We start from the raw sequence: 7,270 nt of genomic DNA, 5'->3' as shown, positions 1-7,270 counted from the left end.
CCGCCAGCCCCAGGAACGTCAGCATCCCGCCCACCTCCGTCTGCCCGTAGCCACCCATCTTCGACCGGCACCAGGGCGAGCCGTCCACGGTGATCATGTCGTCCCACTCGGCCGAGTGGGCGACGAACCGCAGCGACGACAGGTCGTACGCGCCGTCCGCGTTCGCCTTCGTGACGGCGTCGATCATCGGCCCGAACAGGAACGCCTGCGTCACCCGCTCGGCGTCGACCAGCCGGCAGACCTCCTCGGGGTCGAACGCGGGGATGAAGACGTTAGTGCCGCCGATCTGGAAGGTCGCCAGGCAGAACATCATCGTGCCCACGTGGTAGAGCGGGCCGCTGTTGAGGAAGGTGAAGCCCGGCTCCATCTGCCGGACGACGAGCAGCGAGGTGGCGTGGGCGACGAGCGCGGCGCTGCCGAGCAGGGCGGCGCACGGCCGGCCGCCGAACGCGGCGGTGTAAAGCGCCAGCACCGGCTCGGCGTCCGCCACCTGCGGGAACTCCCGGGGGCTCGCGTCGGCGATCAGCCGCTCGTACGCGTCGCCCGCCCGCACCCACACGCCCTGCCCCGAGCCGCGCAACGCGTCCGTCGTGTCCGACGGCTCCCAGACGACGACCGACGGGGTCAGGTCGGCCAGCACGAACCGCAGCTCGTCCTCCGACTGCCGCCAGTTGGCCGGGCAGCACACCGCTCCCAGCCGCGAGCAGGCCAGCAGCAGCTCCAGCACCGCGCAGGAGTTGCGGCCCAGCCAGAGCACCCGGTCGCCGCCGCCGACCCCCAGCCCTGCCAGGGCACCGGCCAGGCGGGTCACGCGGGCGTCGAGCTCCGGGTACGTCAGCCGCGTCGCGCCGTCCACCACCGCGGTGACCCCCGGGCGGCTGCGGGCGTGGTCGGCGAGGACGTCCGACAGGGACAGGCTGTGGATCATGTGACCCTCCGGAGGAACGCGGGCATCACTTCGGCGGCGAAGAACCGCATGACCTGCTTCATGTCCTCCAGCGGCATCGGCCGGGTGCTGCCGAAGTCGCACAGGAGGTTCGTGAAGCCGGCGTTCCTGAGCAGCGTGATCTGCTCGATCACCCGTGCCGGGTCCCCGATGACCTCCAACTGCTCCCACCGGAAGTCGGCCGACACGGTGCCGCCCTTGAGATAGCGGTCCTGGTAGTACTCGAAGCCCTGCGCGGCGCGGCCCGTCTTCGGGTCGATCGGGGCGCTGCGCTCGTTGAAGATGCGCGAGCGGTCGAACGACGCCTCGAAACGTTCCTGGTCCGCGCGGGCCTGCTCCAGGGTGGGGGCGACGTACACGCTGCGTGCCACCACCAGCTCGGCCCCGTCCGGATGGCCGGCCCGAGCGGCCGTCTCGCGCCAGGTCCCGGCCGCCGCGCAGACCTTGCGGAACGTCGCGGCGGGGTCGGCCAGGATGGGCAGCCCGCGCTCGGCGTACATGGTGACGGTCTCGGGCGAGACGGCCGCGACGTGCATCGGCGGGTGGGGCGCCTGTAGCGGCCTCGGCACGAGCGAGACCTCGGCGCCGGTCCGGTAGAACTTCCCTTCGTGCTGGTACGTCTCCCGCGTCCAGAGCCCGACGATGACCTCGAGCGCCTCGTTGAACCGGTCACGGGCCTCCGCCAGGTCGATCCCGAACCCCTCGAACTCGGCGCTCTGGTATCCGCGTCCGATCCCCAGGTCGAGCCGGCCGCCGGAGAGCACGTCCACCTGCGCGGCCTCCTCGGCCACGTGGATCGGGTCGTGCAAGGGCAGCACCACGATGCCGGTGCCCAGCCGGAGCCGAGTGGTGCGGGCGGCGGCGTGGGCGAGCATGGTGAACAGGTTGGGGGCGACGCCGTAGTCGCGGAAGTGGTGCTCGGCCAGCCGTACCCCGTCGAACCCCAGCTCCTCGGCCAGTTCGATGAGCTCCAGGTGGTGGTCGTAGACGTCCTTGAAGCTCTGGCCGTCGAAGCGGTGGAAGAGGTGGAAGGTCGAGAACTTCATGCGGCGGCCCCTCGAGATAAACCAAGCGCTCGCTTGGGAGCGTATACGCGGGAGCCCACCACAGTCCAGGCCGGGCGGGCCGCCGCGATCTCGCTGGAGCGGAGGGGCGACCTGACGGCCGCCCTCGTCAGGTGGCGCTGAGCGCCTCTTCCCTCGACGGCGCGGATGCGGGCGAGGGCCGCAGGACGGGTGCCAGCAGCGTCAGCAGCACCACCACGCCGGTGATCATCACGAACGCGGCCGGGTAGGACAGCCAGTCCGCGACCCACCCGATGACGGCGGGCGCCGACAGCCCCGACACGTACGTGATCGTGGCCACGCCCGCGACGCCCGCGCCCGGCGTCGTCCCGGCGTTGCCCGCCGCCGTGAACACCAGCGGCACGACCACCGCCACGCCGAGGCCCAGCAGGGCGAACCCGGCGATGCCCAGGGCGGGGGAGCGGGCCGCGACCACCATGACGCAGCCGGCGGTCGCCACGATGCCACCTGCTCTGACGGCCGTCACGGGCCCGAGCGCGTGGATGACCCGGTCGCCCGCCAGCCGGGCGCCCGCCATGGCGACCATGAGCACGGTGTATCCGGCGGCGGCCGCCCCCGGGCCGGCGGAGGCGATCTCGGAGAGGTAGACGGCTGCCCAGCCGGCGCCGGCGCCCTCCGCGAACGTGGCGCAGAACCCGACCGCGCCGATGGCCAGGATGCCGCGGGAGGGCAGGACGAGGCGGCGGGGCGGAGGCGCATGGGTGGAAGCGTCGCCGGGCGGCAGGCTTCTCCCGGCCGCCGCGCCCAGCACGATCAGGGTGAGGGAGACCGCCGCGAGGTGGATCCTGGCGTCGATGCCGGCCTGCGCGGCCAGGGCTCCGACGCCGCCCGCGGTCAGGCAGCCCACGCTCCACATGCCGTGCAGTCCTGACATGATCGAGCGGCCGAGACGGCGTTCGAGCACGACGGCGTGGGCGTTCATCACCACGTCGCACATGCCGGCCGTGCAGCCGTACAGCAGGAACGCCCCGAACAACCAGCCGGGCGCGGGCGAGAGCACGGGCAGGATCACGCTCGCGCTCCACGCGGCGAGCAGCACGCGGGTGGCGGCGCGCCCGCCGAAGCGGTGGGCCAGGCGGGCGGCCAGCGGCAGGCCGGCGATGGCGCCGATCGACGGGAAGAGCAGCGCGAGGCCGAGGATGCCGGGGCCGAGGTCCAGTTGGCCCTGGAGCCAGGGGATGCGGGTGGCCAGGCTGCCGCCGACGGCGCCGTGCAGGGCGAAGACGACGGCGATGGCCCGATGGGGATTCATGCGAGCAAATTATCAGGAAGGGTTCCTGATGAAAAGCGTTTTTATGCAGGGTCCCTGACTAATATGGAGGGATGAAGACCGCGACCCCATCCATGGCCCGTGCGATCAACGACCGGCTGGCGCTCGACCTGCTGCTCGAACGCGGTCCGCTGACCGCGCCGCAGCTGCGCGCGCTGACCGGCCTGTCCCGGCCGACCGTGTCCGACCTCATCGAGCGGCTCACGGAAAGCGGTCTCATCGAGGTCACCGGCGAGACCGGCGCCGAGCGGCGGGGGCCGAACGCCCGGCTCTACGGCCTCGTGGCGGGCCGCGCCCACGTGGCGGGCATCGACCTGCGGCGTTCCGCCGTGCACGTCACGGTCGCCGACCTCGCCGGCCGGCCGGCCGGTGCGGCCTCGCGAGCGGTCGCCGGTGAGCTCGCCGGTCTTGTCGCCGGCGCGGTCGAGGATGCGGCGGCCGGCCGCGCGCTCGACATGGTGGTGATCGGCGCACCGGGGCTGGTCGATCCGGGCTCCGGAGAGCTGGTGTCCGCCAACGAGGTGCCCGGATGGAGGCCAGGGCTGATCTCCTCGCTGGGGGAGCGCCTCGGCGTGCCGGTGCTCCTGGAGAACGAGGTCAACCTCGCCGCCGTCGCCGAACTGCGTACGGGAGCCGCGCAGGGAAGCGAGGACTTCGTGCTGCTCTGGCTGGGTGACGCGACGGGAGCGGCCGTCGTGCTCGGCGGCAGGGTGCGACGAGGGGCGTCGGGCGGCGCGGGAGAGATCGGCTTCCTCGACATGGGCGGCACGGACTTCTGCCACCTCGTGTCGGCCGACGCCGTCCAGGGGCTCGACCGCGCCGAGCTGGCGGCGCGCATCGCCAGGGGCGCCTTCGCCTGCGTCACCCTCCTCGACCCCGGGCTGATCGTGCTCGGCGGCGAGCTGGGACAGGACGGCGGTGACGCGCTGGCGGAACAGGTGGCCGAGCACCTGCGGGCGATGTCACCGGCGCCCACCGAGGTCCGCGCCACCACGGTCGAGGGCGACGCGGTGCTGCACGGAGCCGTGCTCACCGCGCTCGACCGCGCCCGTGACAACGTTTTCAGCGGGGTCAGGCCAGGGCGCTGACCAGCCCGATCGCCAGTGCCGTCCGGTCGGGGATGTGCTCGACCAGCACGTGTTCGTGCCGCGCGTGCGCCCCGTCCCCGATCGCCCCCATGCCGTCCAGCACCGGGCGCCCGAGCGCCGAGACGAAGTTGCCGTCGCTGGCTCCGCCGACCGCCGCCTCGTCCAGCAGCCATCCGAAGCCGGCCGCCACCTCCTGTGCTTCCTTGAACAGCCGCTGGGAGGCCGGGTTGGGCGTCATGGGAGGCCGGTTCCACTCGCCGGTCGACGAGATCGACACCCGCGGGTCCGACGCCCGCAGCCTGGCGAACACCTCGTCGATCCGCTCCATCTCCGCCGGATCGCTCACGCGGACGTCCACGCCGCAGGTCGCGCGCCCGGCCGCCACGTTGCGGCCGGTGCCGCCGCCGATCAGGCCGACGTTGACCGTGGTGCCGCGCTCGGGCGAGCCCGCCGCGGCCAGCGTGGTGACGACCTCGGCCAACGCGTGGATCGCGCTCGCCCCCGCGTACGGATCCAGCCCCGCGTGCGCCTCTACCCCCGTGGCGCTGACGTTGAACAGCCCCACGCCCTTGCGCGCGGTCTTGAGCGCGCCGTCCATGGACGCCTCGAAGACCAGGGTGGCCAGCGCGTCGATGCCGGCCGCCTCGATGTGCTCGCGCGAGGCCGGACTGCCGATCTCCTCGTCCCCGTTGAACAGGTAACGCACGCTCGGATGCGGCAGGCCCAGCTCCCGCAGCCCGCGCAGCGCCCAGATCGACTGCACCAGCCCTGTCTTCATGTCGAACACGCCGGGCCCCGTGGCCTTGTCGTCCACCACCGCGAACGGCCACGAGCGCAGCGTCCCCGTCGGCCAGACGGTGTCGTAGTGGCAGAGCACGAGCACCGTGCCCGGGGCGGTGCCCTGATAGGTGAGCTCCAGGATGTCGCCGTGCTGTCCGCCCTCGTGCAGGATCTCGTCGTCGGGCGTCCCGAGCCGCGCGACGGCTCTGGCCCTGATCTCACGCAGACCCTTGACCAGCATGGCCTTGTCGTAGCTGTGGGTCTCCAGCTCGACCACGGCCTTCAGGTCGTCGAGCATGGCCGGTAGGGCCTGCCGGGTCCAGTCGATGATCAACGCGAATGTCCTTCCGAGGGCTGCCGGGAAAGGGACGTGGCCACGGGCAAGCCTCCTTTCCGCATTACGGTCAACCATTACACGGGGTCACGACTCGTCATGACAAGTCGAGATTTGCCGCTGGTTTCCGCATGTCCCGACACGCCCCAGGCTCACACGGCGGGCTCAGGAACGGCCGTGGGCTCGCGCAGCGGAAGCCGTACCTCGAACCACGTGTCGCCCGGCTCCGAGCGCACCTTGATCTCCCCGCCGTGCCGCCCGGCCACGATCCGGTAGGAGATGTCGAGCCCGAGCCCGGTGCCCTCCCCGACGGTCTTCGTGGTGAAGAACGGCTCGAAGATCCGGTCCCTGATCGCCTCGGGCACGCCCGGCCCGGTGTCGCCGATCTCGACGATCGCCTCGTCCTCGTCGTACGCGGTGCGGATGGTCAGCGTGCCCGACTCGCCCATGGCGTCGAGCGCGTTGTGCATCAGGTTGGTCCACACCTGGTTGAGCTCGCCCGCGTAGCAGGGGATCAGCGGCAGCGTACGGTCGTAGTCGGTGACCACCGTGACCCCCGGCGGGATCTTGCCACGGAAGATCGCGACCGTGCTGTCGAGCAGGTCGTGCACGTCGACCAGCTGGAACGGCGCCCGGTCCATCTGCGAATACTGCTTGGCCGAGCGGATCAGCGACGTGATGCGCTCGGTCGCCTCGGTCACCTCGCTCAGCATCTGCGAGATCTCGATCGCGTCGGCCAGCCAGCGCAGAGCGGCCGGCGTGTGCTCCTCACCCATCGTGCCGCGGATCTTGCGCAGGTCGTCGCTGGAGAACCCGGCGTTGACGAGCGAGGGCGCCAGCTCCCACGCGTCCTCGACGCCCAGCTCGTCCAGCTCCTCGCCCAGCGCGTCCTCGGCGTCGGAGATCTCCAGCGGCGAACGCTGCTTCCTGCCCAGCGCTTCTGTGCAGTGCTCCTGCACCTCGACCAGCGTGCGGAGCTTGTCGGGCGCGATGCCGTCCTCGGCGAGCTGGGCGAGCTGCAACCGCGAGGCCCGCAGCAGCGTGCGCAGCTCGCTCACCGCGCGTACGGCGGCCGCGGCCGGGTTGTTCAGCTCGTGCGTCAGCCCGGCCGTGATCGTTCCGAGCGCGGTGAGCCGCTGCCGCCGGTCGATGATCTCCCGCTGCATCCTGCCGCCCGACAGCAGGCCGTCGAGCAGGTGCATCGCCATGGGGAACCACTCGGCCACGATGTAGGCGAACTTCTTGGCCGGCAGCATGAAGATCCGCGAGGGGGCCGTGGCCCGCAGGGTGTGCTGGTAGGTCTGCGGCGCCCGCAGGCCGAGGTAGGCCGAGGTGGCGCCGCCGTAGACGCCGGGCTGCGAGGTGCGGGGCATGGCGACGGTGCCGGCGCTGACCGTCTCGCTGATCATCTGCACCTCGCCCTCGATCAGCACCGCGAAGCACTCCGCCGGCTCGCCCTGCCGCAGGACGTCCTCGTCCCGCGCGTACGTCTGCACCGCGCCGCTGCCGGCGAGCTTGCTGAGCTGCTCGTCGGTCAGCCGCTCGAACAGGAACAGTTTGCGCAGCTCGTCGATGTCGATGCCGGCCTGCTCTCGGTTCATCAGATGCCTCCGAGGAGACCCCCGCCTTCAGGCGGGGGAGGAATCGGACCCCTGCGGAGCAGGGCAGGGGCAGCCGATTCGCCTCCAGGCGAACCGGCGTATCGAACAAACGCGCGAGTCCTTCTTGATCCTTCGGTAGGATGTGAGGCGTGGCGCAGATCGTGAA

The 7,270-nt window shown here is 71.8% G+C and carries 6 protein-coding genes; 1 reads left to right on the top strand and 5 read right to left on the bottom strand.

Annotated elements, in window-relative coordinates:
- The 3 genes from GUY59_RS45085 to GUY59_RS45075 all read right to left on the bottom strand — a co-directional run.
- Window positions 1-928, bottom strand: a 928-nt coding sequence (locus GUY59_RS45085; RefSeq protein ID WP_161715062.1) for an AMP-binding protein, incomplete at its 3' end; no start/stop codon positions are given.
- The gene (locus tag GUY59_RS45080) at window positions 925-1,992 is read right to left on the bottom strand and encodes an LLM class flavin-dependent oxidoreductase (protein ID WP_138208420.1); all 1,068 of its coding nucleotides are present in this window, start codon (window positions 1,990-1,992) and stop codon (window positions 925-927) included. The genes GUY59_RS45080 and GUY59_RS45085, both read right to left, overlap by 4 nt.
- A 127-nt stretch (window positions 1,993-2,119) precedes the next feature.
- A complete protein-coding gene (locus GUY59_RS45075) occupies window positions 2,120-3,283 on the bottom strand; it encodes an MFS transporter (RefSeq protein ID WP_138208419.1) in 1,164 nt (387 codons plus the stop codon).
- Between the two features lie 71 nt (window positions 3,284-3,354).
- On the opposite strand from GUY59_RS45075, the gene GUY59_RS45070 reads away from it, so the two are divergent.
- Window positions 3,355-4,389 carry an ROK family transcriptional regulator gene (locus GUY59_RS45070; protein ID WP_138208418.1) on the top strand — a complete coding sequence of 345 codons (1,035 nt, stop codon included), beginning with the start codon at window positions 3,355-3,357 and terminating at the stop codon, window positions 4,387-4,389.
- Here the strand turns inward: GUY59_RS45070 and GUY59_RS45065 are convergent.
- Together GUY59_RS45065 and GUY59_RS45060 are read right to left on the bottom strand one after the other, a co-directional pair.
- Window positions 4,373-5,503: a M20 family metallopeptidase gene (locus tag GUY59_RS45065; protein WP_330849305.1), complete on the bottom strand. Its 1,131-nt coding sequence runs from the start codon at window positions 5,501-5,503 to the stop codon at window positions 4,373-4,375. The genes GUY59_RS45070 and GUY59_RS45065 overlap by 17 nt on opposite strands.
- Window positions 5,504-5,655: 152 nt before the next feature.
- A complete protein-coding gene (locus GUY59_RS45060; protein WP_138208417.1) occupies window positions 5,656-7,104 on the bottom strand; it encodes an ATP-binding protein in 1,449 nt (482 codons plus the stop codon).
- Window positions 7,105-7,270 lie beyond the last annotated feature (166 nt).

Origin of the sequence: Nonomuraea sp. K271 (assembly GCF_009908215.1) — a bacterium.
Lineage (GTDB): Bacteria > Actinomycetota > Actinomycetes > Streptosporangiales > Streptosporangiaceae > Nonomuraea > Nonomuraea longispora.
This window is presented reverse-complemented; position numbering and strand designations above follow the sequence as displayed.

Excerpts from the sequence above, each read along its gene's own strand:
- GUY59_RS45080 (WP_138208420.1), bottom strand. The coding sequence starts at position 1,992 with ATGAAGTTCTCGACCTTCCACCTCTTCCACCGCTTCGACGGCCAGAGC.
- GUY59_RS45075 (WP_138208419.1), bottom strand. The coding sequence starts at position 3,283 with ATGAATCCCCATCGGGCCATCGCCGTCGTCTTCGCCCTGCACGGCGCC.
- GUY59_RS45070 (WP_138208418.1), top strand. The coding sequence starts at position 3,355 with ATGAAGACCGCGACCCCATCCATGGCCCGTGCGATCAACGACCGGCTG.
- GUY59_RS45060 (WP_138208417.1), bottom strand. The coding sequence starts at position 7,104 with ATGAACCGAGAGCAGGCCGGCATCGACATCGACGAGCTGCGCAAACTG.